Annotated in this window: 19 protein-coding genes and 3 pseudogenes; 8 read left to right on the top strand and 14 right to left on the bottom strand. The window is 65.5% G+C overall.

All coding sequences use genetic code 11. The annotated features are described in order from the left end of the window. Nucleotides 1–34: 34 nt before the first annotated feature. The 6 genes and pseudogenes from EKK97_RS24400 to EKK97_RS07025 form a co-directional block, all read right to left on the bottom strand. Complete coding sequence (locus EKK97_RS24400) at nt 35–286, bottom strand: substrate-binding domain-containing protein (protein ID WP_236551396.1); 252 nt, start codon at nt 284–286, stop codon at nt 35–37. After that, nucleotides 241–1,011 carry a LacI family DNA-binding transcriptional regulator gene (locus tag EKK97_RS07040; protein ID WP_236551395.1) on the bottom strand — a complete coding sequence of 257 codons (771 nt, stop codon included), beginning with the start codon at nt 1,009–1,011 and terminating at the stop codon, nt 241–243. The genes EKK97_RS24400 and EKK97_RS07040 overlap by 46 nt, the downstream gene beginning before the upstream one ends. A 202-nt stretch (nt 1,012–1,213) precedes the next feature. Beyond that, complete coding sequence (locus EKK97_RS07035; RefSeq protein ID WP_236551394.1) at nt 1,214–2,065, bottom strand: Gfo/Idh/MocA family protein; 852 nt, start codon at nt 2,063–2,065, stop codon at nt 1,214–1,216. Then, nucleotides 2,062–2,262, bottom strand: a complete 201-nt coding sequence (locus EKK97_RS24395) for a Gfo/Idh/MocA family oxidoreductase (protein ID WP_236551393.1) — start codon at nt 2,260–2,262, stop codon at nt 2,062–2,064. Before EKK97_RS24395 ends, EKK97_RS07035 begins: the two co-directional genes overlap by 4 nt. Continuing rightward, the gene (locus EKK97_RS07030; RefSeq protein ID WP_159550653.1) at nt 2,259–3,038 is read right to left on the bottom strand and encodes a ThuA domain-containing protein; all 780 of its coding nucleotides are present in this window, start codon (nt 3,036–3,038) and stop codon (nt 2,259–2,261) included. Before EKK97_RS07030 ends, EKK97_RS24395 begins: the two co-directional genes overlap by 4 nt. Before the next feature lie 281 nt (nt 3,039–3,319). After that, a pseudogene (locus EKK97_RS07025) lies at nt 3,320–5,670 on the bottom strand (mechanosensitive ion channel family protein). Between the two features lie 118 nt (nt 5,671–5,788). On the opposite strand from EKK97_RS07025, the pseudogene EKK97_RS07020 reads away from it, so the two are divergent. Together EKK97_RS07020 and EKK97_RS07015 are read left to right on the top strand one after the other, a co-directional pair. Further along, a pseudogene (locus EKK97_RS07020) lies at nt 5,789–6,807 on the top strand (amidoligase family protein). Next, a complete protein-coding gene (locus EKK97_RS07015) occupies nt 6,804–7,481 on the top strand; it encodes a gamma-glutamyl-gamma-aminobutyrate hydrolase family protein (protein WP_159550651.1) in 678 nt (225 codons plus the stop codon). Before EKK97_RS07020 ends, EKK97_RS07015 begins: the two are co-directional and overlap by 4 nt. Nucleotides 7,482–7,541: 60 nt before the next feature. Here the strand turns inward: EKK97_RS07015 and EKK97_RS07010 are convergent. Then, nucleotides 7,542–7,972: pseudogene (locus tag EKK97_RS07010) on the bottom strand (OsmC family protein). Nucleotides 7,973–8,128: 156 nt separating this feature from the next. Here EKK97_RS07010 and EKK97_RS07005 point away from each other — a divergent pair. Then, nucleotides 8,129–9,019: an aldo/keto reductase gene (locus EKK97_RS07005; protein WP_159550649.1), complete on the top strand. Its 891-nt coding sequence runs from the start codon at nt 8,129–8,131 to the stop codon at nt 9,017–9,019. Between the two features lie 9 nt (nt 9,020–9,028). On the opposite strand, the gene EKK97_RS07000 is transcribed toward EKK97_RS07005, so the two are convergent. Next, entirely contained in the window at nt 9,029–9,580 is a 552-nt protein-coding gene (locus tag EKK97_RS07000; protein ID WP_159550647.1) for a DUF1415 domain-containing protein, read from the bottom strand. A 60-nt stretch (nt 9,581–9,640) separates the two neighbouring features. Then, a complete protein-coding gene (gene nfi, locus EKK97_RS06995; protein WP_159550645.1) occupies nt 9,641–10,342 on the bottom strand; it encodes a deoxyribonuclease V in 702 nt (233 codons plus the stop codon). A gap of 70 nt (nt 10,343–10,412) precedes the next feature. Here nfi and EKK97_RS24390 point away from each other — a divergent pair, with 70 nt between their 5' ends. From EKK97_RS24390 to EKK97_RS06985, 3 genes are all read left to right on the top strand, one after another. Further along, entirely contained in the window at nt 10,413–10,859 is a 447-nt protein-coding gene (locus EKK97_RS24390) for a metallophosphoesterase family protein (RefSeq protein ID WP_236551392.1), read from the top strand. 541 nt (nt 10,860–11,400) lie between these two features. Next, the gene (locus tag EKK97_RS24385; RefSeq protein ID WP_236551391.1) at nt 11,401–11,697 is read left to right on the top strand and encodes an exonuclease SbcCD subunit D C-terminal domain-containing protein; all 297 of its coding nucleotides are present in this window, start codon (nt 11,401–11,403) and stop codon (nt 11,695–11,697) included. Continuing rightward, complete coding sequence (locus tag EKK97_RS06985) at nt 11,694–14,996, top strand: AAA family ATPase (RefSeq protein ID WP_159550643.1); 3,303 nt, start codon at nt 11,694–11,696, stop codon at nt 14,994–14,996. Before EKK97_RS24385 ends, EKK97_RS06985 begins: the two co-directional genes overlap by 4 nt. Nucleotides 14,997–15,034: 38 nt before the next feature. Here the strand turns inward: EKK97_RS06985 and EKK97_RS06980 are convergent, their stop codons facing one another. From EKK97_RS06980 to EKK97_RS06970, 3 genes are read right to left on the bottom strand one after another with little or no spacing between them, the layout of a single operon-like run. Then, on the bottom strand, nt 15,035–15,388 hold the full coding sequence (locus EKK97_RS06980; RefSeq protein WP_159550641.1) for a hypothetical protein: 354 nt from the start codon (nt 15,386–15,388) through the stop codon (nt 15,035–15,037). Continuing rightward, nucleotides 15,385–16,602 (bottom strand): Acg family FMN-binding oxidoreductase, encoded by a 1,218-nt coding sequence (locus EKK97_RS06975; protein WP_159550639.1) that lies wholly within the window; start codon nt 16,600–16,602, stop codon nt 15,385–15,387. Before EKK97_RS06975 ends, EKK97_RS06980 begins: the two co-directional genes overlap by 4 nt. Before the next feature lie 16 nt (nt 16,603–16,618). Beyond that, the gene (locus tag EKK97_RS06970; protein ID WP_159550637.1) at nt 16,619–17,215 is read right to left on the bottom strand and encodes a TetR/AcrR family transcriptional regulator; all 597 of its coding nucleotides are present in this window, start codon (nt 17,213–17,215) and stop codon (nt 16,619–16,621) included. A gap of 384 nt (nt 17,216–17,599) precedes the next feature. Between EKK97_RS06970 and EKK97_RS06965 the strand changes: the two genes are divergently transcribed. Continuing rightward, the gene (locus EKK97_RS06965) at nt 17,600–17,968 is read left to right on the top strand and encodes a YciI family protein (protein WP_159550635.1); all 369 of its coding nucleotides are present in this window, start codon (nt 17,600–17,602) and stop codon (nt 17,966–17,968) included. A gap of 168 nt (nt 17,969–18,136) precedes the next feature. Here the strand turns inward: EKK97_RS06965 and katG are convergent, their stop codons facing one another. Beyond that, complete coding sequence (katG, locus tag EKK97_RS06960) at nt 18,137–20,362, bottom strand: catalase/peroxidase HPI (RefSeq protein ID WP_159550633.1); 2,226 nt, start codon at nt 20,360–20,362, stop codon at nt 18,137–18,139. A gap of 233 nt (nt 20,363–20,595) precedes the next feature. Between katG and argE the strand changes: the two genes are divergently transcribed. Continuing rightward, entirely contained in the window at nt 20,596–21,750 is a 1,155-nt protein-coding gene (gene argE, locus EKK97_RS06955; protein ID WP_159550631.1) for an acetylornithine deacetylase, read from the top strand. Here argE and EKK97_RS06950 read toward each other — a convergent pair. Continuing rightward, nucleotides 21,747–22,646, bottom strand: coding sequence for an SMP-30/gluconolactonase/LRE family protein (locus tag EKK97_RS06950; protein WP_159550629.1), 900 nt, complete (start codon nt 22,644–22,646; stop codon nt 21,747–21,749). The genes argE and EKK97_RS06950 overlap by 4 nt on opposite strands. Nucleotides 22,647–22,658: the final 12 nt, after the last annotated feature.

Below are 22,658 nucleotides of genomic sequence, written 5' to 3'. Positions count from 1 at the left end.
CCAAGGCGGCAAGCTACCCCTCGTTCAGATGGCGCTAGCCCGTCTCGCGCCGGATCAGCTCCACCGGCATGGAGACGTGGCGCGGCGGCTTGCCGGCCAGCGCATCGCCCAGCAGCATCACGCTCATGGTGGCGATGGCGGCGATGTCCTGGCGCAGGGTGGTCAGGCGGGCCGCCAGCAACGGCAGGTCGTCGAAGCCGGTCACGGCCACCTGTTCGGGCACGGCGAGGCCATGGTCCTTCAGGGCCGCCAGGCAGCCCAGGGCGATCTCGTCGGTGGCGCACACCAGGGCGTCGAAGGGGGAGCGTCCCAGCTCGCCAGCTTGGGAGCGAAGAATCGATAGGCGGTCAGCGAAGCCGAGGTGACGTCATGAGGCAGGTTGAAGAGCTGCTCTGTCAGGCCAGCCTCGGACAGTGCCTGGCAATAGCCCGCCAGACGCGGGGGATAGCAGGGCTGCTCCAGCTCGCCGCCGACGAAGGCGATCCGCCGCCGTCCGCTCTCGATGAGGTAGCGGGTCACCTGGACAAAGCCGTGGCGATCGTCTGGCGCCACCGAGAATCCCTCGCCGGGCTCGCCGATGCGCACGTAGGGCACACCCGACTCGGCCAGCCGTTCGGCCCGCTGATCGCCGGGAAACTCGCCTAGCAGGATGGCGGCGCCGGCCCGTTCGGGCAGCGACGTCGTCTGGTCGTGAGAAAAAAAGATCGGCACCATGCCCTGTTCATGAAGGGCCAGGGTGAGATGCTGATAAAGCAGGATGTAATAAGGATGCAGCTCGACATCCTGGCGCCCCAGCGAGATGCCCACCACCGCCGCCTTGCCGCTGATCAACTGGCGGGCGGCGGCGCTGGGCCGGTACGCCATTTCCCGGCTGATCGCCAGGATACGCTCGCGCGACTCCTCGCTCAGTCCCGGCTTGCCGTTGAGGGCTCGGCTCACCGAAGCGATGGAAACCCCCGCCTGCCGCGCGATTTCCCGGATGGTCGCCGACCGCGACGAATCTCTGCTCATCTGCCCGCCCTGTGCTTGGTGCAGCGACCGCAATGTGCCGTCGCCTGCCCTTGAAGGCCGATGATTGTGTCAAAAATCCGCCAGCGGCGCGAGGCAGGTGCGCCTCGCCAGCCGCGCCGACCGAGCCGGTTCAGCCAAGCCTCCATCCAGGTTCTGAGCGATGGCGCGGCCGGTTTCCTCCTCTCTTGCAGTAGTGGGTGGCTCAGCCAGCCAGGGCCAAGCTGCGATCCTCGGCGTCGGAGACGAAGCAGGCATCCAGCACCCGCTGCAGAGCCGCTCCGCGGGCGAAGTCGGGCTGATCGTTATGCCCCTTGGCGATGCCGTCGATGAAGCGACGGTAGAGGCTGGGGGTTTCGGGGGCGACTACCTCGCGCCAGCAGGCCGGATGGACATCCTCACCCAAGCACACGTGCAGCCGATCCTTGGCCGCGTCCAGGTCGACCCGAAGGGCGCCACGGTCGCCGTGTACGCTCAGGCTCAGGGAGTTGTGATGACCGGTGGCCCAGCGCGTGGCATGGAGACTGCCCAGCGCCCCGCAGGCGAACTCGACGCGCATCAGGGCGGTATCGTTGGCGTCGAGCACATAGTCGCCGATGCGGCTGTCCGGAGCCTTGTCGTAGCACTTGAGCCGGCAGTTCACCGCCGTGATGTCGCCCACCGGGAAGCTGGCAAAGTCGAGGATATGAATCCCCACATCGCCCAGAACCCCCTTGCTGCCATGCCTTTCGGAGAGCCGCCACAGCCACTGGCTATCCTGGTCCCAGCGCCCCCAGGCGTGGCTGACCAGCCAGCTCTGGCGATAGCTGGCATCCACGTGGCGGATCCGCCCCAGGGCGCCCGAGGCGATCAATTCCCGGGCTTGATGGATGGCTGGCGCATTGCGATAGCTCAAGTTGACCATGTTGATCACCCCTGCCTCGCGAGCCGCCGCCGCCATCGCCTCGGCATCGGCGGCGCTGGTGGCCAGGGGCTTCTCGCAGAGAATGTGCTTGCCGGCGGCGATGGCCGCCAACGAAGTTGCCTTATGAGCGGCGTCCGGAGTGACGTTGCTCACCGCATCGATCTCCTCCCGGGCCAGCATTGTCTCGAGATCGGTATAGGCAGCGGAATGGCATGGCGTGCGGCGAAGGCCTGCGCCCGGCCGCCATCCACGTCGCATACGGCTACTAGCTCGACCCCCTCAAGGGCTTGGAACTGCGTGGCATGCTCGCCGGCCATGCTGCCGGCTCCGATGATCGCCAGACGAATCATTTGAATCCCTCCTCTCCGGGCTTGTGCAGCCCCTCGCCTTTTACTACCACCGGGTCGGGAGCCTGCTCGGGCGGTACGTTGGGGCAAGCGTCGATCCATCGCGAGCCCTCTGGGCGCGCCCACTTCACGGCGTTTTTGAGCACCCGACGCACCTTGGCGTCGTGATAGATCGGATAGGTCTCGTGCCCAGGGCGGAAGTAGAAGATCTTGCCGTTGCCACGCCTGTAAGTGAGCCCCGAGCGGAACACCTCGCCCCCTTCGAAGGCGCTGATGAAGATCACCTCGTCCGGGTTGGGTACGGCAAAGGGCTCGCCGTACATTTCGGTATGGGGTAGCTCGATGTAGTCACCTACGCCCTGCACGATGGGATGGCCCGGATTGACTACCCAAAGCCGCTCGCGCTCGCCCGCCTCGCGCCACTTCAGCGAGCAGGTGGTGCCCATCAGCCGCTTGAAGATCTTCGAGTAGTGGGCCGAATGCAGCACCAGCAGCCCCATGCCCTGCAGCACCCGGGCCTGGACCCGGTCGACGATGGCGTCGCTCACCTCGCCGTGGGCCGCATGCCCCCACCACAGCAGCACATCGGTATCCTCCAGCACCTCCTCGGTGAGGCCATGCTCCGGATCCTGCAGGGTGACCGAGCGCGCCTCGATCTCGAAATCCTCGTTGAGTCCGGCGGCGATGCAGGTGTGCATGCCGTCGGGGTAGAGCCGCGCTACCACCGCATTGGTACGCTCGTGGACGTTCTCGCCCCAGACCGTGGCCTTGATGGTCATCTTGCTCCTCCTGGTGAGCCTGACGTGGCAGGCATTGTCGGTATCGCGAATCGAAGCGTAACGGCAGCAATGTAAACGTTTACTCTGATAGAGTAAACGTTTACTCTTCGAGACCATGGTCTAATCCGAACAGCGTCAGGCGACCTTATTTTTGCAAGAGATGGATTGCGGGAGGCGCCGAGGAGTGGCGGGCTACAGATGGCAGGCCGCTATGTGATTGGCTTCGAAGCATCGGCGGCCTGCGCTACAGACCGCCATGGCCGAAAGAAGGCACGGCCTGCTCACGATGAGTCCGGCGAAGCACGCTGAGGGTTGGTCGCCCCTTCGGGATCGGCGATACCGGCTTCGCCAGGCGCACGCCCCTTGGCATCGCGCAGTGTCGTGGCTCCGCCATCGGTACCGGGCACCTCGTCTTTCATGGCATCGCCAGGCTGGCCCTCCATGCTCACGCTCAAGCGCGGCATGCCGAGATCGAGGCCCTGCGCTTCCATGCGTTGCTTGAGCAGCAGATTGAATGCACGCGCCACGTCCCATTGCATGACGGGTGCGGTGCGAAAGCGCATGCGCAGCACGGCGGCGCCCTCGTCGAACCGGTCGATGCCCTGCATCTCCAGCGGTGACCAGATGTGATGACGCATCATCGGGTCCTGGCGCAGCTCCTGGGCGGTTTCCTGCATCAGGGTGATGGCATCGTCGATTTTCATGGTATGCGGAATGCGGATGCGCATCAGCGCGATACCGAAGTGGCGTGACATATTGTGAATCGACTGGATGGCACTGAAGGTGATGATGTGCAGGATGCCGTCCAGGTCGCGCAGCCTCACGGTGCGCAGAGTCAGCCCCTCGACGGTGCCCATGTGGCCGTTGATCTGGACGAAGTCGTCCACGGCCAGTGAGTCCTCGACGATGATGAATATCCCCGTGATCAGGTCCTGTACCAGGGTCTGGGCGCCGAAGCCCACGGCCAGGCCGATGACGCCGGCACCGGCCAGCAGCGGCGTGACGTTGACCCCAGGTTGGCCAAACCGACGATGGCGGCGATGAGCACGATGGTGGCGAAAATCACGTTGCGGATCATCGGCGTGATGGTCTGGGCGCGAGCCTGGTTGACACGCCGGCCGCGTGAGCGGGCGGAAGAGACCAGCGCGCGCTGAATGGCGGTATCGGCAAATATCCAGGCCAGCCAGGCCAACAGCACCGTGAAGCCGAGCGCCAGTAACGCCTGGCCGATACGCACCCCGGCCACGCCCTCCCGGCCCAGGCCGAACAGTGAGCCGCCCCACACCTGCAGCGACAGCTCGGCGAATACGATCCAGGCCGTTACGTGCGAGAGGGCATAGCCGAAGCGTTCGAGACGGCGGCGGTACTCGCTGACCCGGCGCCGCCGGGTACGCCTCTCACTGTGACGCTGGATCAACCGCGTCACCACCAGTGTCAACACCAACAGCGCGGCCGAGATGATCGAACGTGCCAGGGCCGCCCCGACATCGCCCACGGTAATGAAGATGGCCAGCAGCGAACCCACCACCATCAGCAGCGCCGGCACGTGCCACAACCGACCGACGATGCGGGCCATCTCGATGGCGGTGCCGCCTTCGCGCCGCACCTTCCATGGGCGATTGCGGATCAAATGCTTGATCGGTCGCTTGAACTTGAAAATGAAGCGGATGCTGAGCAGTGCCGCCAGCATGTTGGCCAGGACCGAACCCAGCGCCGCCAGCTCTTCGCCTACCTGCCAGGAGAGCCGCGCTGCATTCAGCGCATCGCCCAGCGCGATCAGCGCGCCGATCAGGAACAGCATGCGCAATCCCTGCTGTTGGATCATCCGTACGGCCGGGAAGCGATGGCCACGAGTGAACACCGATACCACGCATTCGACGATGACCGACAGGATACGCCCGCATAGGGCCAGGTAGGCAATGACCAGCGCCAGGGTGCGTCCGGGGTTGGCCGGCAGCACCTGGGTCAAGCCCATGATGATGACGAACGACAGCGTCCAAGGCAGCATGCGGCGTAGGAAGTGCAGTGCCAGCAGCCAGCCACGAGGCTCGCGCGGCAGGTCGAGCGGTAGATCGCGGCGCGCGAAAAGTCTCCTGCCCAGCGCAATGAGAGCGACCAGAGCGGCCATCCAGATGCCCAACAGCAGGGCGCCGTCGAATGCCGAGCGTAGCAGCTGCGGCGTCCCGGTCTGCACCACCAGTGCGCTGAGATCGACCCAGCCCTGCTCCAGTTGACGCTGCCAGTCATCGAGGGGAGATTCTCCCGCCTCGGCCTGCTCGCCCAGCTCACTGAGCGTTTCGGCCAGCGCACCAAGCAACCCCTGACGCTGGAGCGTGCCGCCCTCTTCCATACTCTCGCCGTGGGCCTGCTGGATGTCGCGCAGCTCGTCGAGCAGGGCGCCGCGCCGTTCCTCATCCTCCAGCGTGGCAATCACTTCGTTCAAGGACTGCTGGAACGTTTCGGCGTCATGTGCCTCGCCCCGAGGCGACTCCTCCTGCCCCAATCCACCGAGTGGAAGCCCCTGGGCCTGCAGCGGTCCAGCCAGCAATAGCGTCAACGCGAGCAGCAGCCCGATGCGAATCGTCGTTCGCCAGAGCCCGCCATCGTCACGCGGGGAAAACACGTCTGGCATCGATCACTCCCTTGTTCGGTTTGCCGTGCACCTGGGCGAACGGCCTCGGATCGCTCCGACTGACCGCCGCTCTGTGCTAGGCTGGCGTTCAGACTCTCGAGTCGCACAGGATGCCTTCATGCTGCCGCAATCACCACCCGAGCCTCTGAATGTCCAGGGTAGGACTCGACGGGTTGGCGTCGAGATAGAATTCGCCGGACTTCCTCCTCAGCAAACCGGCGAGCTGGTACGCGACCTATTCGGTGGCGACCTGAAACTGATCAGCCCGCATCGCTTGCGGGTCGAGGCCACGCGCTGGGGCGACTTCGTCATCGAGCTCGATACCCAGTACGCCCACCCCGATACCAGGCTGTTGCAGGAGATGCCGCGACACGACACCGAATGGGAACGTCAGCGCCATCAGATGCGCCTGGATTTCCACAACAAGACTCGAGAGCTGATCGGCGACGTGGTCACCGGCCTGGTACCGACCGAGATCGTCTGCCCACCGGTGCCCTGGAACGAGCTGAGCGAACTCGACAAGCTGTTTGCCGCGCTCAACGCTCACGGCGCCAAGGGCACCGACGCCAGCCTGCTGTACGGCTTCGGCCTGCATCTCAATCCCGAGGCAGCCAGCCTGGAGCCCGATGCCATCCTGCGTCAGTTGCGCGCCTTTCTGCTGATGGCAGCCTGGTTGCGCAAGGAGATCGATGTCGATATCACCCGAGAGGTGTTGCCACACGCCAATCCCTTTCCCAAACACTATATCCTGCATGTGCTCGACCCCGACTACGCGCCGGACCTGGACACGCTGATCGCCGATTACATCAGCTTCAACCCACGCGCAATCGCGAACTCGATCTCTATCCACTGTTAGCCTACCTGCGCCCCGATTACCCCGACGAGCTGTTCCGCAACAACCTGATCAAGCCGCGGCCCACGTTCCACTATCGCCTGCCTAACGCCCAACTGTCCCAGCGCGGCTGGGGCGCGGTGGTGGAATGGAACCGCTGGGTCGCGGTGGAACGCCTGGCCGCAGATCGCAAGGAGCTGCTCGAACGCGCCGGTCGCTACGTCAACCTGCACACCCAATCGCTCATGGCTCGCATGGTCGGCAGGCTACGCAACTGGATCAAGGAGGTCCGCTCGCCCTCATGACGCGTCCCCTCATCGGCATCACCACATCGGATTACAAGAGTCGCATTGCCTGGTGGTTCGATTGGTTCGCCGTATGGCGCCACGGTGGCAGGCCGCTGCGGCTCTCCCCCTCCCGCCCTTTGCCCCAGGCGTTGGACGGTCTGATCATCGGCGGTGGCGACGACATCCAGGCCCATCTCTATGGCGGTGAAGTCCAGCTCGACGTGCGCCTCGATCCCCAGCGCGACGAACTCGAACTCGAGCTGATGGAGCGTTTCATCCCTCAAGGCAAGCCGGTACTAGGCATCTGTCGTGGCGCTCAGATGCTCAACGTTCACCTCGGCGGCACACTGGATCCGGATATCTACACCACTCACGAAGGCCTCAAGCGCCGGCGCACCGTACTGCCGCGCAAGACGGTGGATATCGTTGCCGACAGCCAGCTCCACCGCATCCTCAAGGTGAGCTGGTGCCGCATCAACAGCCTGCACCACCAGGCCGTGCAAGAGGCGGGGCGAGGCATCGAGATCGTCGCCCGTGATCGCGACGGGCTGGTCCAAGGTATCGAGTCACGCAACCATGAGTTCCTCATCGGCGTGCAGTGGCATCCCGAGTGGTTGGTCTTCAATCGTCCCCAGCAGCGGCTGGTTCGCGCTCTGGTCGAGGCAGCGCGCCGTACCATGCCCCCGGCCTAGTTGGTGCTGAAACCAGTGCGGCCACCCGGAGGTGGCCGCTGCGAACCGAGCGAAGCGCCTTCAGTTCTCCAGGCTGGCATCCAGGGTGATTTCGGCCTTGAACAGCTTGGAGACCGGACAGCCCTCCTTCGCCTTTTCGGCCGCGCCATGAAAGGCCTTATCGTCGGCACCGGGGCTGCGTACCCGGGTCGTGAGATGGATCTTGGTGATGCTGAAGCCACCGGCATCCTGCTCGAGAGTCACGGTGGCCTCGGTGGCAATGCGCTCGGGGTCAGGCCGGCCTCGCCCATGATCATCGACAGTGCCATGGAGTAGCAGCTGGCATGGGCGGCACCGATCAACTCTTCGGGATTGGAACCGGGTTCGCCTTCGAAGCGCTTGCCGAAGCTGTAGGGCACGTCCTTGAGCGCGCCACTTCCGGTCGAAACCTGACCCGTGCCCTCTTTGAGGCTACCCTCCCAGACAGCGCTACCGGTTTTCTTGATACTCATGTGGGTCGACTCCTTGCGATACGAGAACTGGCCAAAGGATTGGACGATGACGTCCATGGAACGTCACCACTTCCTCACCATAGCGCATCGACTTGTCTTCGCCATCTCTTTGGCGAATAATTTTGAAAATATTTTCCAAAATATACTGAGCCTACCATGACCGATCACCGCATCCCCCACGTGACCTTACCCGCCACTGCTCATGAATCGGCGTTAGAGTTGCCTGCCATTGGCCAGGGCACCTGGTACATGGGCGAGAACTTGTCACCCCGCCGTGATGAGGTGCGTGCCCTGCAGCACGGCCTCGAGCTGGGCCTGACGCTGATCGACACCGCCGAGATGTACGCCGACGGTGGCGCCGAGGAAGTGGTCGGCGAAGCGCTGGCCGGGCGCCGCGACCAGGCCTTCCTGGTCTCCAAGGTCTATCCGTGGAACGCGGGACGCGACAGTGCCATCGCCGCCTGCGAGCGCAGTCTGAAGCGGCTCGGCACCGATCACCTGGATCTCTACCTGCTCCACTGGCCAGGCAATATTCCGCTCAAGGAGACCCTCGAGGCCTTCGAGCGGCTGCGCGAGCAGGGCAAGATTCGCCGTTTCGGCGTCTCCAACTTCGACGCGGACGAACTCGAGACGTTGCACGCCCTGCCCGACGGCAACGCCTGCGCCGTCAACCAGGTGCTCTACCACCTGGGCTCACGCGGCATCGAATACGCCCTGCGTCCCTTGATGCAGCGCCTGGGCATGCCGCTGATGGCCTACTGTCCGCTGGCCCAGGCCGGCAAGCTGCGCCAGGACCTGTTCGGCCATCCGGTGGTGAGAGAAGTGGCCGATGGGCTCGGCATCACCCCCGCCCAGCTACTGCTGGCCTGGGCAATTCGCCCCGTGGCTGGCCGACGCAACGTCATCGCCATCCCCAAGGCGGTTCAGCCCCAACACATCGAGCAGAATGCCGGGGCACTGACGGTCGAGCTTGATGACGCCTCCTTGGCCCGGCTCGACGAAACCTTTCCGGCGCCTGACCACAAGGAGCCGCTCGACATCATCTAGGCTTATCGGTCATTGGCCGCGCAGCGCCGCCAGCTCGGCGTCCAACCGTTCACCGCCGAGCCGGTGCATGGTCTCGATGTTGCGCTCGGGAATCGCCTCGGGGTCGGGATAGTTCGCCAAGGCGCGCTCCAGGCCCGCTTCACGCAGCAGGTGCAGCATCGGCCAGGGCGAGCGATTGGTGAAGTTGCCCGGATCGTCCTCCGCAGCGCCTTCGAAGCAGTAGTCGGGATGAAAGCTGGCGAGCTGATAAGTCCCCTCGTAACCTTGCTCGACCAGCAGCGCCTCGGCCACGGCGAGGAAATCGAGATAGTCGTCAAAATCCTCGAGCCCCGGACGCAAGACTATCAGCGTGGTCTCGATCTCGGGTGTGAGGTCGAGCCGACGGCACTCCTCGATCATCGCCTCTAGGGCCGGCTCCCACTCGTTCGCCGCTACCTCGACGAAACGGATGGAATCGCTTACGAACTCCCGCCGTGCAAAGGGGCAAACGTTGTGGGCCACGACGAAGCCTTCCACCCAGGCACGGGTGGCGGCGCAGGCGGGCGTCAGGGGTTCAGACATTGGCAGGCTCAGGTAATGGCGGAAAGAGCCAGTATACCCGAGCCGATGCCGGGCGCGGCTTCAATCCGCCGGTCGTGGCATGGGCCCCCGCCGGGAGGCCAGCCGATCGGCCAGCCGGGTCGGCTCCGGCAGCTTGGTTCGGCCCAGGCATTTCACCACCCAGTCGAGCGAGGTCTCGAGGCTGATGCGATGCCCCAGCGAGACGAACAGCGGCTTGACGCCCACCCGCGTGCGCAACACCGCGCCGATCGTCTCGCCGCGATGGCGCAGCGGCGTCCACTCTCCGCGCGGCTCGGGCACTTCGTCGTGTACGCCACACAGCCGCGACTTGGCCACGCCGATGGTTGGCAGGTCGAGCCACAACCCCAGGTGAGAGGCCACGCCGAGACGCCGCGGATGGGCGATGCCCTGGCCGTCGACCATCACCAGTTCGGGGCGTGTCACAAGCTTGCCGAAGGCTTCCAGCGCCGCCGGAATCTCGCGGAAGGAGAGCAGCCCGGGAATGTAAGGCATGCGGGTCGGCTCACGGTGCACCACCTGCTCCACCACCTCGAAACCGGCGAGAGGATCGCCCGGCCATGCCACCACGACCACCGCCGCCCGGGTGATCTCGCCTTCCTGCTCGAAGCCGATGTCGACGCCAGCGATATGGCGCACCGGTCCCAGCCGGTCCTCGCGCTCGATGCGTCCGGCCATACGCTTCTGCAGCGCGATGGCCTCTTCGGGGCTCAGATTCCAGTCGTGAAGCGTCTCCGTGGGCATCCCCGGCCTCCTGTTTCGTCCTTGGGCTTCGCGTAGACTATCGCTTCAGGCCACAGCCGCAAGGGATACGATGAAATTCCTCCACACCGCCGACTGGCACCTGGGCCAGACCTTTCACGGCCAGGAGCGCCACGCCGAACACCGCCTCTTTCTCGACTGGCTGCTCGAGACCCTCGTCGAACGCGAGGCCGATGCCCTGCTCGTCGCCGGCGATGTCTTCGATGTGGTCAATCCCTCGCTGCAGGCCCAGGCGCTGCTCTACGACTTCATCGTCAGTGCCCACGAGCGCCTGCCAATGCTGGATATCGTGCTGATCGCCGGCAACCATGACAGCGGCAACCGCATCGAGCTGCCGGCGCCGCTGATGCGCCGCCTGCGCACCCATGCCCTGGGCCGGGTGAGATGGCTCGATGATGGTACGCTCGACGCCGAACGCCTGCTGGTACCGCTCACCGATGCCTCCGGCGAAACATGCGCCTGGTGCCTGGCACTGCCCTTCCTGCGCCCGCCGAGGTGACCGGTCATGTCCAGCCCGGCGATACGGAGGATGACGATCGCAGCGGCAGCGCTCGCAACGACTACGTCGCCGGGATCTCCCGTGTCCACGAGCAGCTGATCGCCGCCGCCCGCGAGCATCGTCAACGTGGCCAGGCACTGGTGGCCATGAGCCACGCCCACCTGCACGGCGCCGCCGTTTCCGAGGCCAGCGAACGCCCCATCGTGATCGGCGGTGAGGAGTCGATCTCCGCCGGCCTCTTTCCCCCCGATATCGCCTATGTGGCGCTGGGCCACCTGCATCGAGCCCAGCAGGTGGGCGAGGCGCGCATTCGCTACAGCGGCAGCCCCCTGCCGCTGGATTTCAGCGAAGTGGCCTACCCCCACCAGGTCGTGGAAGCGGTGCTGGAAGGCGAAAGCCTTGCCGCCACGGAAGCGATTCCCGTGCCGCGCCCGGTGGCCATGTATCGTGTTGGCCCCAATGAACTCGATGCCGTGCTGGCCGAACTCGAGGTGCTGCCCAACGATCCAACGCTGCGCGCGAGCGTTGGCCCTGGCTGGAAGTGCGTGTCGAACTCAGCGCCCCGGTACCCGACCTGCGCGCCCAGGTCGAGGCCGTGCTGGAAGGCAAGGCGGTGCGTCTGCTGCGCCTGGAACGCCGCCTGCCCCAGCACGAGGGCGGGCCGGCGTCGGAGCGAGTCGACCTGGAACAGCTGGGGCCGAGAAGGCTCTTTCAGCGCACCTGGGAAAAACAGTGGGGCGAGCCACCCGGCGACGATGTGCTGGCCGACTTCGACCGACTGCTGCAGGACGTGCTCGACGACGCAACGGACGACACCAGTGCAGAGGGACGCTCATGAAGATTCTCGCCCTGCGCCTGGCCAACCTGGCCTCCCTACCCGGCCCGCTGGAGCTCGACTTCACGGTACCGCCGCTCGACGCTGCCGGCCTGTTCGCCATCACCGGCCCCACCGGGGCCGGCAAGAGCACCCTGCTCGATGCCCTGTGCCTGGCGCTCTACGGCAATACGCCACGACTGCGCCAGGCCCCCGGCCGCGACGCCCCGCTGCCCGACGTCGAGGGCGAAACGGTGAGCACCGCCGACCCGCGTACCCTGCTGCGCCGGGGTACCGCCAGTGGTCATGCCGAGGTCGACTTCCTCGGCCGCGACGGGCGCCGCTACCGCGCCCGCTGGGCCGTACGCCGCGCCCGGGACAAGGCCAGCGGCCGCCTGCAGACCGCAGAACAGTCGCTGCGCGATCTTGACGACGATCGCCTGCTCACCGCCCAGAAGCGCGAGTTCGACCGCCTGCTGCCGGAGCGCCTGGGCCTCACCTTCGATCAGTTCACCCGCGCCGTGTTGCTGGCCCAGAGCGAGTTCGCCGCCTTCCTCAAGGCCGATGACAACGAGCGCAGCGACCTGCTGGAGCGACTGACCGGCACCGCCGAATACTCAAGGATCTCCGAAGCCGCCTACCGGCGTGCCATCACGGCCAAGCGACACGTCGAGGCCCTGCAGACCAAGCTCGCCGACGATCTTCCCGCCAAACCCGAAGCCCGAGCGGAGCTGGAGCGCAATGCCGACGCCGCCGAACGCGGGCTGGCCGACCTGCAGCAACAGGCCAAGCGCCTGGAGACCCACCAGCAGTGGCACGTCGCGGACGACCGGCTGCGCCAGGCTTACGCCGAGGGGCTTCGCCAGCAGCGTGACGCCGAAGCACACTGGCACACACTTGCCGGCGCTAGAGCCGACAGGGAATGCCGCCGCCTGCTGGCCCCCCAGCGCCACCGCCTGCTGCGTCAGGGCGCGCTGCCCAACGAGATTGCCACACTGGAAGGCGCCCATCGCCAGACCCTCCAGGCGCTCGAACGGGCCCGGGCCGCCCAGCACGCCGCCGAACAGGCCCGGGACAAGGCCACACAGCAGATGGACGCGGCCATCCAGGCCCGCCAGCAGGCCGAACCCACCCTGCGCCAGGCTCGGGAGCATGCCCAGGCGCTTGTCACCCTGGACAAGCAACTGGCCGATCTCGAATCGCAGCATCGCGATTACACCCAGCAGGCCGAACGACTGGCCGAGCAACGCAGGCAAGCCGAAACCAGGCAGCTCGAACACAAACGACAGCGCGACGAGTGGCAGGCCACCCTGCGCCAGCTGATGGACCGCCATGAACGGCTCGACGCGGCGCGCCAGGCGGTCCAGCAGGCCCATGACCTGGCCGCCCGCCGCAACCTGGCGCTGGGTGAGCTGGAAAGCCGCTGGCAGGAGGCCCGGCGCGCCGGGCAGGCCCAGCGTCAGCTCGGCGAACGCCTGGCCCTGGATGAAAAACGTCAGGCCGAGTTGACTACCCAGGGCAAGGCTGCCCGGGAACGGCTCGACGCGCAGGAACGCCACTACCGCACCCTGCACGACTTCATCGAGCGCAGCCGCGCTGCCCGCAGCGAGAGTGTCGCCCAGCTGCGCGCAGCGCTACGGGAAGACGAACCCTGCCCGGTGTGCGGTGGCCTCGACCATCCCTTCCGCCACCGGCCACCCGAAACCCCCGAGGCGGCCCAGCTAGCTGCCCAGCACGCCCAGGAAGAGCAGCAGCTGGCCGAGGCCCGGCAATCGTGGGAGCAGGCCCAGCGTGAACGCGACGATCTCGAAGGCGAGTACCGTGCCGTCATGGCCACGACGGCACGCTGTCGCCAGGAGCTGCAGCAGGCCGATAGTCGCCTGACCCAGGCACAGCAGGCCCTGGCCGAACATCCGCTACACGCCGAGCTGAATGCCATCGACGCCGCCGAGCGCGACGCCTGGTTGACGCACCAGCGTCGGCAGAGCGACGCCGAACGCGAGCACGGCGAACGCACGCTCTCGGCACTGACCCGTGCCGAGGCCGAGCTGGCCCCACTGGAGGAAGCTCTGCGCCAGGGCGAACTCGGCCTCGCCCAGCTCGAGGCCCGGCGGTCCGCGCTCGACGAGGCGCTGACCAAGCAGGCCGAACGGCTGCCTCCCCTGCGCCGGCAGCGCGACGAGTTGAAGAACCGACTCCAGAGCCTGCTCGGCGAGCATGCCTCGGCCGACGCCTGGCAGCAGCAACTGGAGGCTCGTCAGGAGAGCGCCCGCCGACAGCGGGACGAGGCCATCGAGGGTTGCCATGGTGCCGAACGCGAGCAGGCACGGCTGACGCAACAGGCGAGTCATGAAGCTGAGCGAATCGAGCAGCTCATCCAGGAAGGCGCCACGCTGGAGCGGGAACTGAGCGAGTGGCGCCAGGCCCAACCGCTACTTGACGATGCCACGCTGGAGCGACTGCTGGCACAGCCCGAGGCGGAAGCCGCGCGTGAGGAGCGTGAACTGGCCGAGGCCGACGAGGCCCGCCAGCGCGCCGCGGCAAGCCTTGGCGAGCGCCGCCAGGTCCTGCTCGAGCATCGCCGCGGGCAGGCGCTGGCCAATGACGACAGCGGCGAGGCGTTGCTGGGTGAAGACGTCGAAGCGGAGATCGACAGTCGTCGGGAGGCACTCGTCGCCGAACGGCAGGCCTTGGCGCCGAAGCTGGAGCAAGCCCAGCAAACACGCGACGAGGCCGTTCACGCCCTGCGCGACGACGACCGCCGCCGCGCGCGCCAGCAGGAGGGCCAGGCCGAGCTGGAAGCCGCCCGTGTCGAACAGGTGCGCTGGGGACGCATCAGCGAGCTGATCGGCTCCGCCGACGGCAAGACCTTCCGCCGTATCGCCCAGGCCTACAACCTGGAGCAACTGCTGGAGCACGCCAATCTTCACCTGGCCAACCTCAGCCGCCGCTACCGGCTGGTGCGCGGCGGCAGCGAACTCGGCCTGCTGGTGGAGGACCGCGACATGGGCGACGAGCGTCGCTCGGTTCACTCGCTCTCGGGCGGCGAGACCTTCCTCGTCTCACTGGCCCTGGCGCTGGGACTCGCCTCCATGGCCTCGGGCGAACTCACCATCGAGTCGCTGTTCATCGACGAAGGCTTCGGCAGCCTCGACCCGCAGTCGCTGGCACTGGCCATGGAAGCGCTGGACGGCCTGCAGGCACTCGGCCGCCGCGTCGGCGTGATCTCCCACGTGCAGGAGATGCACGAACGCATTCCGGTGCAGATCCAGGTGGAGCCGCTGGGCAACGGAACCAGCCGGGCAAGGTTGGTGAGTGTCTAGGCTCGATCCGCTGGCCAAGGTTCGAGAGACCGTACGAACTAAAAGCGTGTCGTATAGCCTGCCTGTCGACACGCTTCGCGGGGTTGATGCACCGCCAGGGCACGCGGCGAGACTTGACGCCACGACCATTCGAAGCCGAAAGCAGAAAGACTGATCATGCCGGTACCGCAGTGCACTAGCACGTCAATGACATGACCGCGCTTGACGAACCCTTGCGGTCCCCGATCGAGCCGTCGCCAGTCGATGGGCTCACCAGTAAAACCGGCGTAGGGTGGTTCATAACCGCCCCGCGTCTCGTCGAAGCTACGTATGTCGGCAACCACGCCTGTCAGAAGAGAGAGCAGCATAAACGCTCCGAACAGAGCCATTGCCTTGAGCATCACGGCCTTCATGCCATTCTCTCTCCACTCAATATGCTGCCGTCCGATAGCAGAGTATCGGCCACGCTGCGTCGCGGGCTTGGCCAGCCGTCGGTTTTTGCAATACCAACACGGAACGCAAAGGTTGGACGGCGGTGCTCACCCGGAAGCAGCGCTTCCAGATCCCTGCGGGCCGCAGGATCCCCGCCCAACTCGGCCTCGCGATCGACTCGCTCGACCGGCTGGTTGAGCGGTTGCATGGCCAACCCCTGCGTCGTGGCCCAAAGATGCATGCGCTGCCAGGTACGCCCCGCTGCCAGTGTCTGCTCGATGTCGTAAAGATCATCGACGAGGATCAGGCCCAAGGCCGGTGCCGTGGGAACCTGCACCTTTTCAGTCGCATTGAGCCAATAGCGATGGTTCGTCTCCGCATCGGGACGCGGCAGCATCTTGGCCAGCGCCGTCATGGCCGGGGAGAGCCCGGCGGCATCCAACGTCGGCCCATCGCGATATTCGTCGATATCTCGCCGGGAGTGACGAAACCAGCGCTCGCTGTCGGCCACCATGACATCATCCTCGATGATGGCGCGAGTGGCCCGTACCACTAAAGCCCCGAAACGCTCACGCTCCTCTCGTTCCTCGAACAGCCGGACGCCAATCCGCTCGTCTTCCACTTGTGCCAGTAACCCGCTGCGCTGTGCCGCTTCGAGTTGCACGTTGCGGTATGGCCCGCGCTGTGTGTGTCGTCTCTCAATGGCCTCATGGAGAGTGCTCGGCGCGACCTGCGCCGGATCGAGCTTCAACTCGGCCACCAGCGCCATGCCGTCGCTTGGCTGCACCAGCTTCAGCTCACCGGGGACCACGGTAAGCGATACCGAGTAGCCGTTTGGCCCTGCGGCTTGCATCATGTTTTCCAGCACACAGCCCAGCCCCAGGTACATTTCGCGGCGGTAGGGATCGAAGCTGCCCAGGTGTCGGCTTCGATCCGCATATAGGGCGATGCGATCCTCAGTCACGCGAAACGCCCAAGGCTGGGTGTTATGGGGGTTAGCTGCCAGTATGCCGGCCTTGACCAGCGCCAGAGGCGTCCCATCGGATTCTCGCCAATCATGCCATGGTGTGTAGGCATCTCCTCTCGCCCGTTGAAATACCCCCTGTTCGGTCGAGCGCCAGACACTGCCGCCAGCCAGCACCAGGGTAATGGCCCCGCCCCGCCCAGAAATTGTCTTCTGTTCATCATCAATCACTCCTCGCCCGCCGGCTTCAGCCGGTGCGGCATGCTCTGCGAATGGCATCGCCTACCTCGGCCCATCCCGCTTCAGTGTCCAACGCAATGCCGCCATACACCGTTCCACGTCGTGCCCGGATCAGGAGATACTGGAAGCCGGCCACCAACAGGCTTGCCATTGCCAGCAGCGGCCGGTCCTCTGTACCAGCATCGGCGAAGAGATCCTCCAGAATTTCGCGGCTCCACGCTTCCCGCCGTTCGGCCAGCATGGCGGTCAGTGGGCTTTGCTGGACGGCTTCCCAGGCCAGCACCTCTATGGTTTGCGGTCTCTGCCGAAGTGCATCGAGCAGTCCCAGAAGCACCGCCTCGATGCGCTCCTCCTTCGGTAGCGCCCGGATGGCTTCTTCCTCCTGGCCCAACACCTCCTCGCGACTGGGCCAGAACGCCTGGCTCCTGCCGTATGCTTCCATCAACTCGGGCAGGCCGCCGAAATAACGATAAATCAATACCTTGTCGACACCCGCTATCCGCGCCACGGCATTGACTCCAAGCCCCTGGAAGCCCTCCTCGGAAAGCGCCATGCCGACCGCCTCGATCAGCCGCTGTCTGGTCTGCTCTTTGTCCCGCCCCATCGTGTCTCCTGTTTCAATCTGCCTTTATTCCGTGTAGCGCCATGACATAAGTCACCACCTAGTGACTTTTATATGTCACCACTCGGTGACACGTCAAGTAAATTGTCTCGAAAACACTGTCTCCGCGTCATGGGGGTCATAATCGATGAGCTAGTAATGAAACGCCGCTGTTAGGTCGTCGAGTCGAGAAGCCTCCAGCGTACCCTCACGTACAGGAGATGCACGAACGCATCCCCGGTGCAGATCCGGTGGAGCCGCTGGGCAACGGCACCAGCCGGGCCAGGTTGGTCAGCCTTGACGTCTCGTCGCCCTCACGGCCCATTGCGCTGGTCCATCCCGTGCGCCATCTTCTACAGGTCAGCATTCCAAACATGAGAGTCTCCCATGAAGTACCTCTGTCTCGCCTATGAGGAAGAGCGAATATTCAGCGAAATGACGGAAGCCCAGTGGCATGAGCTACTACAGGAAACCCTGGATTACGTGGCCGACCTGCAGAAACGAGGCAAGCTGGTCCTGACCAACGCCTTGCAGAGCGCCACCAAGGCTCACACCCTGAGAATTCGTGATGACGAACTCATCATGACCGATGGGCCCTTTGCCGAGACCAAGGAACAGCTAGGCGGCTTCTTCCTGATCGAGGTCGCGTCAGAAGACGAAGCATTGGAGATTGCTGCCGGCTGGCCGTCAGCGCGACTTGGCACCATCGAGGTGAGGCCGGTCGAGGAGGAATTGAGACCCGAATGCCGCTACTGAGCGGGTTATCCAGAGAACGTGTCGAAAAAAAGATTTTTTAAACATGCCCGGGAGACATGTTTATTACCTCGGCATATCGGCATGACGTGTCGAAAAAACGCGTTTCGTAAACGAATAAGAACGCCCCGTTGCCGGGGCGCCTCTGTCACATCACAGCGCTTTCCAGGCTTACGCCAGGTCGAATCGGTCCGCGTTCATCACCTTGTTCCAGGCGGCGACGAAGTCCTGAACGAACTTCTCCTTGGCGTCGTCCTGGGCGTAGATCTCGCTGATGGCGCGCAGCTGCGAATTGGAGCCGAACACCAGATCGACACGGGTGCCGGTCCACTTCACTTCCCCACTCTTGCGGTCGCGGCCCTCGAACACGTCGGCCTCCGCCGAGGCCGGCCGCCATTGGGTGCCCATATCGACCAGGTTGACGAAGAAGTCGTTGGTCAGCGTCCCGGGGCGGTCGGTGAACACACCGTGCCGCGAGTTGCCGTAGTTGGCCTCGAGCACACGCAGCCCGCCCACCAGCACGGTCATTTCCGGCGCGCTGAGCCCCAACAGCTGCGCCTTGTCGATCAGCATCTCCTCGTCGGAGACGGTGAAGCGAGCGCGGCGGTAGTTGCGGAAACCGTCGGCCTCGGGGCGCAGCCACTCGAACGACTCGATGTCGGTCTGCTCGGCGCTGGCGTCGGTACGGCCCGGCGAGAACGGCACCTCGATGGCGTGACCGGCGTCCCTGGCCGCCTTCTCGATGGCAGCGGCACCGCCCAGCACGATCAGGTCGGCCAGCGACACTCGCTTGCTGCCGGCCTGGAGCGCATTGAAGTCGCTCTGAATGCTCTCCAGGGTCTTCAGCACCTTGGCCAACTGCTCGGGCTGGTTGGCTTCCCAATCCTTCTGCGGCGCCAGGCGAATACGCGCGCCGTTGGCCCCGCCGCGCATGTCGGAGCCACGGAAGGTGGATGCCGACGACCAGGCGGTGTAGACCAGCTCGGCGACGCTCAGGCCCGAGCCGAGGATCTTGCTCTTGAGGCTGGCGATGTCCCGGGCATCGATCAGCTCATGGTCCACGGCCGGCACCGGGTCCTGCCAGATCAGCTCTTCGGCCGGCACTTCCGGGCCGAGGTAGCGCGCCTTCGGGCCCATGTCGCGGTGGGTCAGCTTGAACCAGGCACGGGCGAAGGCGTCGGCGAATTCGTCCGGATTGTTGTGGAAGTGCTCGGAGATCCTGCGGTACTCCGGGTCCTCGCGCATGGCCATGTCGGCAGTGGACATCATGATACCTACACGCTTCGAGGCATCTTCGGCATCCGGCGCGTGGTCCTTGTCGGCAAGCCCCTTCGGCACCCACTGCTTGGCGCCCGCCGGGCTGGTGGTCAGCTCCCATTCATAGCCGAACAGCACGTCGAAGTAGCTCATGTCCCACTTCGTCGGCGTTGGGGTCCAGGCGCCTTCCAGGCCGCTGGTGATGGTGTCGCGGCCCTTGCCGCTCTTGTAGCGGCTCTGCCAGCCGAAGCCCATCTCCTCCATGGGCGCAGCCTCCGGCTCGGGGCCCACGTTGACCGGATCGCCCGCACCGTGAGCCTTACCGAAAGTGTGGCCGCCGGCGGTCAGGGCCACCGTCTCGTAGTCGTTCATTGCCATGCGGCCGAAGGTTTCGCGAATGTCCCTGGCCGATGCCAGCGGATCCGGGTTGCCGTCCGGCCCTTCCGGGTTGACGTAGATGAGGCCCATCTGCACCGCGGCCAGCGGGTTCTCCAGCTCGCGTTCGCCGGAATAGCGGCTCTTGGCGTGGTCGCTGGTGGCCAGCCACTCGTCCTCGGCGCCCCAGTAGATGTCCTCTTCCGGCTGGTAGACGTCCTCGCGCCCACCGGCGAAGCCGAAGGTCTTGAAGCCCATGGATTCCAGCGCGACGTTGCCCGCCAGGATGTACAGGTCGGCCCAGGAGAGCTTGTTGCCGTACTTGCGCTTGATCGGCCACAGCAAACGCCGCGCCTTGTCCAGGTTACCGTTGTCCGGCCAGCTGTTGAGCGGCGCGAAGCGCTGGGTGCCGGTACCGGCGCCGCCACGGCCATCGCCCACGCGGTAGCTGCCGGCACTGTGCCAGGCCATGCGGATGAACAGCGGACCGTAGTGGCCGTAGTCGGCCGGCCACCACTCTTGGGAGTCGGTCATCAGCGCTTTGAGGTCTTGCTTAACGGCGGGAAGATCGAGGGACTTGAACGCCTCGGCGTAGTCGAACGCCTCGCCCAGCGGGTTGGACTTCGGCGCATGCTGGTGAAGAATGTTCAGATTGAGCTGGTTGGGCCACCAGTCCTGATTGGAGTTGCCGGTATCGCCCTTCTTGGTGCGCGCCCCGTGCATGACGGGACACTTGCCTGCGCTGCTGTCGACTTTCTGATCCATGACGCTCTCCCTTTGTTGCCGTGTTGTCGTGCAATGTGGCTGTATCGTGAGAATAGGTATATCAGCGGAACCGAAAGAGAGAGACTTGATTTTCCACACCGCAGCAATAGCAAATTTCAATAACACCACCAAACTCGATTGAGCCAGACTTTCGCCATGCCAAGCCGGAGACGACCATCCGTTGCGAGCTGCAGGCGTGTTAGGCTTCAGGCAATGCCCCGAAGGAGAGAATCATGACTGCCGCCGAGATGCTCGAACGCCTGGTAGGCTTTGCCACCGTGTCGCGCGATTCCAACCTCGACCTGATCGCCTACGTCGAGGGCTACCTCGACGAGCACGGGATCGAGCATTGGCGTGTGGAGAGCGACGACGGCAAGAAGGCCAACCTGCTGGCGCGCATCGGGCCGGAGGTGGGTGGCGGCGTGGTGCTCTCGGGGCATACCGACGTGGTGCCGGTCGACGGTCAACCCTGGTCCACCGACCCGTTCACCCTGGTCGACAAGGGCGACGGCAAGCTCTACGGACGCGGCACCTGCGACATGAAGGGCTTCATCGCCTGCGCCCTGGCCGAACTGCCCGAGTGGCTGAAGCGCGGCCTGGACAAGCCGATCTACCTGGCGCTCTCCTACGACGAGGAAGTCGGCTGCATCGGCGCGCCGCGCATGATCGAGCGGCTGATGGCCGACCATCCCCGCCCCGCGGCGGTGATCGTCGGCGAGCCGACCCTGATGCAGCCAGTGGTGGCCCACAAGGGTGCCACCAACCTACGCACCACCGTGACCGGCCGCGCCTCGCACTCCAGCCAGATCGACCAGGGCGTGTCGGCGATCCACGTCGCCGCACGGCTGGTGACCAGGATCGAGGACGTGATGAGCGAGCTGCGCGCCGAGGGGCGTGTCGACGAGGCCTTCAACGTCGCCCATTCCAGCCTGCACGTGGGCAAGATCGCCGGCGGTACCGCGATCAACATCATGGCCCGCGAGTGCACCTTCGAATGGGAGATCCGCCACCTGCCCGGCGACCGCGTCGAGGAACTGCTCGGCAGGGTGAACGACTACGCCGCTGAGCTCGAGGCCGAGATGCAGCGCCGCGCCCCCGAGACGAGCATCGTCACCGAGGCGCTCAACCTCACGGTACCGGCGCTGGCCGACGACAACAATGCCCAAGTGCTCGACCTGTGCCGTGAGCTGCTCGGCGAACAGCCCAGCGGCGCGGTGGCCTACGCCACCGAGGCCGGGCAGTTCCAGCGCGTGGGGCTGCCCACCGTGATCTGCGGCCCCGGCAGCATTCGCCAGGCCCACCAGCCCGACGAATACATCGAGCTCGAGCAGCTCGCCGCCGGGACCCGCTTCATGCAGGCGCTGGGGCGGCGGCTGGCGGGTGGCTAGCCACCGAAGCCGGGCTCGGCAAGCCCTTTCACGCCAGTCCGCATCTGCAGCAGGCTGCCGGCCAGCGGCCAGCGCGCCTTGCCCTCGGCGTCGAGGTGCTGGGTCGCGGTAGTGATGTAAAGCGTGCGCAGATCGGGCCCGCCGAAGGCCACCATGGTCGGGTGCGGGCACGGCACCGGGTGCTCCGCCACCAGTTCACCTTCGGGCGAGAAGCGCACGATGCGCCCGCCGTCGTAGAGCGCGCTCCAGTAGCAACCCTCGCTGTCCACCGCTGCGCCGTCGGGCACGCCGGGCAGGCCCAGCCTTTCCAGGTCGACCCAGGTCTGCCCCTCCCCCAGGGTGCCGCTGTCGAGGTCGAAGGGGTAGCGCAGGATGCGCCGGCTCAGCGAGTCGGTATGGTAGAGCCAGCGCCGGTCGGGGCTGAAGGCCAGGCCGTTGGAAATACCGATGCCCGTCAGCCGCGGCGTCAGCTCACCCTTGTCGAGACAGTAGAGTGCCGCGCTGGGGCTCGTTTCATCGGCATCGATGGTGCCCACCCACAGGCGCCCGGCGGCGTCGCAGCGGCCGTCGTTGAAGCGGTTGCCCTGCCCCGCCGCCTGTCGCGCATTTTGCCACTCTGGATTGTCGGCCAGCCGCTCGGGTTTGCCGCCCGCAGGCAGGCGCAGGATGCCCGAGGCGGTAGCGGCCACCAGCCCCGCCTCGTCGAGCGCCACGCAGCCCACCTTCTCGCCCAGCTCGGTGCGCGTCGGCGCCCCACCCTCCTGCGGACGCCAGGCATAGAGATGGCCGTTGTTGATATCGGCCCAGTAGAGGGTTTGGCGCTCCACCGACCACACCGGGCTCTCGCCCAGGCTCATGTCGAGCGCCACCGCCACTTCGATCACACCGTCCTGCATCACTCGTCTCCG

This window comes from Billgrantia tianxiuensis (assembly GCF_009834345.1).
GTDB lineage: Bacteria > Pseudomonadota > Gammaproteobacteria > Pseudomonadales > Halomonadaceae > Halomonas > Halomonas tianxiuensis.
Note: the sequence above shows the minus strand (reverse complement) of the source record. Positions and strands in the feature narration are given on the sequence as shown.

Coding starts and splice junctions, on each gene's coding strand:
- EKK97_RS07005 (WP_159550649.1), top strand. CDS start 8,129: ATGACCGATCACCGCATCCCCCACGTGACCTTACCCGCCACTGCTCAT.
- EKK97_RS06985 (WP_159550643.1), top strand. CDS start 11,694: ATGAAGATTCTCGCCCTGCGCCTGGCCAACCTGGCCTCCCTACCCGGC.
- katG (WP_159550633.1), bottom strand. CDS start 20,362: ATGGATCAGAAAGTCGACAGCAGCGCAGGCAAGTGTCCCGTCATGCAC.
- EKK97_RS06980 (WP_159550641.1), bottom strand. CDS start 15,388: ATGAAGGCCGTGATGCTCAAGGCAATGGCTCTGTTCGGAGCGTTTATG.
- EKK97_RS06970 (WP_159550637.1), bottom strand. CDS start 17,215: ATGGGGCGGGACAAAGAGCAGACCAGACAGCGGCTGATCGAGGCGGTC.
- EKK97_RS06965 (WP_159550635.1), top strand. CDS start 17,600: ATGAAGTACCTCTGTCTCGCCTATGAGGAAGAGCGAATATTCAGCGAA.
- EKK97_RS24395 (WP_236551393.1), bottom strand. CDS start 2,262: ATGATTCGTCTGGCGATCATCGGAGCCGGCAGCATGGCCGGCGAGCAT.
- EKK97_RS07000 (WP_159550647.1), bottom strand. CDS start 9,580: ATGTCTGAACCCCTGACGCCCGCCTGCGCCGCCACCCGTGCCTGGGTG.
- EKK97_RS07040 (WP_236551395.1), bottom strand. CDS start 1,011: ATGAGCAGAGATTCGTCGCGGTCGGCGACCATCCGGGAAATCGCGCGG.
- nfi (WP_159550645.1), bottom strand. CDS start 10,342: ATGCCCACGGAGACGCTTCACGACTGGAATCTGAGCCCCGAAGAGGCC.
- EKK97_RS24390 (WP_236551392.1), top strand. CDS start 10,413: ATGAAATTCCTCCACACCGCCGACTGGCACCTGGGCCAGACCTTTCAC.
- EKK97_RS07015 (WP_159550651.1), top strand. CDS start 6,804: ATGACGCGTCCCCTCATCGGCATCACCACATCGGATTACAAGAGTCGC.
- EKK97_RS07030 (WP_159550653.1), bottom strand. CDS start 3,038: ATGACCATCAAGGCCACGGTCTGGGGCGAGAACGTCCACGAGCGTACC.
- EKK97_RS06950 (WP_159550629.1), bottom strand. CDS start 22,646: ATGCAGGACGGTGTGATCGAAGTGGCGGTGGCGCTCGACATGAGCCTG.
- argE (WP_159550631.1), top strand. CDS start 20,596: ATGACTGCCGCCGAGATGCTCGAACGCCTGGTAGGCTTTGCCACCGTG.